Origin of the sequence: Actinocrinis puniceicyclus, assembly GCF_018283645.1 — a bacterium.
In the GTDB taxonomy this organism is placed as follows: domain Bacteria; phylum Actinomycetota; class Actinomycetes; order Streptomycetales; family Catenulisporaceae; genus Actinocrinis; species Actinocrinis puniceicyclus.
In genome coordinates, this window is the sequence record NZ_JAGSXH010000308.1 from 1 (window position 1) to 1,559 (window position 1,559).

The window sequence follows — 1,559 nt, forward strand, 5'->3', positions numbered from 1 at the left end:
CGACCTGCTCGAACACCTCCCGCACCGGTGCCTCACCCAGCCGGGCCCGGGCCTTGGCGATCCCTCCGGAGGTCGGGGTCTGATAATCCGTGTCCAGCCCGCCCAGCAGCGCAAGCGGCTCAGCCAGCCGGTCGAACACGCCCTCGTAGTCCTCATCGGCGAACAACGCCATCGCGATCGTGTAGTACAGCATCAACGGGCCGGCAGCGCACCCCCGCCGCGCTTGTCCTGCCTGCCATGCTCGGCGATGGCGTCCTCAACCACTTCCGGCGGGACCCAATGGGTCAGGACACCCAAAGAGATCAGATCGCACAGGCGCGCAGCGCCGGGGTTCGATGGCACCGCAGGATGCTACAACGCGAAGCCCAACGTCAGAACCTTGATCGAGCTTCATTCAGTGGCATTGATCTCGGCCCGGTCGGGGAACACGTTCGTGCGGGCCACCCATTCCGGTACACCGCCGGCCGTGTATCCGGTGCCCGTGAACGGCGCCGCCCAACTCCGGCCTTCCTGGCCCGCGATCTCGCCGACGCGTTGCGCGACGGCGTCGTTGTTGACTGCCCCGAACGAGACGCTCGCGTCCATGTTCTCCGGCGCGCGGAATCTGAGCTGGTAAGCCTCACCAGCGTTCTTCTGTACAGGTGACCAGCCCTGACCGTTGTCATCGAGCGCGAGACCGTCGCGCAACTGAGCGGGCGTCTCCAAGTGCTGCGTGTCCGTGCCGCGGGCGATGGAGCCGCCGAAGCCTCCCGGATTGAAGCTACGGCCGTTCATCTCGGTCGCATTGCTCAGGTAGTGCTCGGCGACGTTCGGATGCAGCACCTTCGTCATGATCTGGCCGCCGTCCGCCTTGATCGACTGCCGCACCTCGATGACCTGTCTGGCCTCCCGCTCGGTGAGCAGGTTCGTCGGCGTCGTGCGCAACCGGTCGTGCTCCGCGCGGCTCAGTCCCCGCGCGTCCAGCTCCTTCTGCAACTCTTCGTCGAACGACGGCCGATCGTGCAGGGCGGAGCGAGAGAACTCGCCCTCGGGTTCGAGGATGCTCGAAATCCGGCTACGCAGCTCTCCGCTCTCGGCGCTGCGAACAGCGTCCTTGCCCAGAGCCCCGCCGCTGCTTCTCCCCAGCCTCTCAGCCAGGTCGAGCATCCTCCCGCGTGCTCGGCGTCGGCCGAGCAGATCCGCCTTACGACGTCCTCAGTACCCTTACCCGCGCTGCGGTACATGTCCTCGACCGCTTTACCCGCGTCCTTGCTCAGCGATCTGCCGATCCGTTCGGCAGCCTGCTCAAGTGCGTGAACAATCGCATTAGCCATCAGCATGACCCCCGCCGACTGCCAGATGATGGATATCGCGTGCAGCGCCGCCCAGTCTGCCGCGTACGGCGAGCCGACGTCCAGCAGCCCAGTCGGTATTTGACGAGTCAGGGTTCTACCCAGGGTTAATGACAAAGTGATCTTTCGTCCTTTTTCTGGGTGATCGTCAGGTCAGGTGGAGTAGTCCTGTCAGGAGTTCGGGTCTGCGGGCGTGTCTGCGCAGGGCTTTGGCGATGTTGGTTTCGC

Annotated in this window: 3 protein-coding genes; all 3 read right to left on the minus strand. The window is 65.1% G+C overall.

What is annotated here, in order from left to right; all coding sequences use genetic code 11:
* Positions 1-193 (minus strand): transposase domain-containing protein (locus KGA66_RS28965; RefSeq protein ID WP_246508991.1); only part of this gene is annotated, 193 nt, incomplete at its 3' end.
* Positions 193-342, minus strand: a complete 150-nt coding sequence (locus tag KGA66_RS28970; protein ID WP_211472782.1) for a transposase domain-containing protein — start codon at positions 340-342, stop codon at positions 193-195. The genes KGA66_RS28970 and KGA66_RS28965, both read right to left, overlap by 1 nt.
* Positions 343-390: 48 nt before the next feature.
* Complete coding sequence (locus KGA66_RS28975; protein WP_211472784.1) at positions 391-1,146, minus strand: hypothetical protein; 756 nt, start codon at positions 1,144-1,146, stop codon at positions 391-393.
* Between the last annotated feature and the right edge of the window lie 413 nt (positions 1,147-1,559).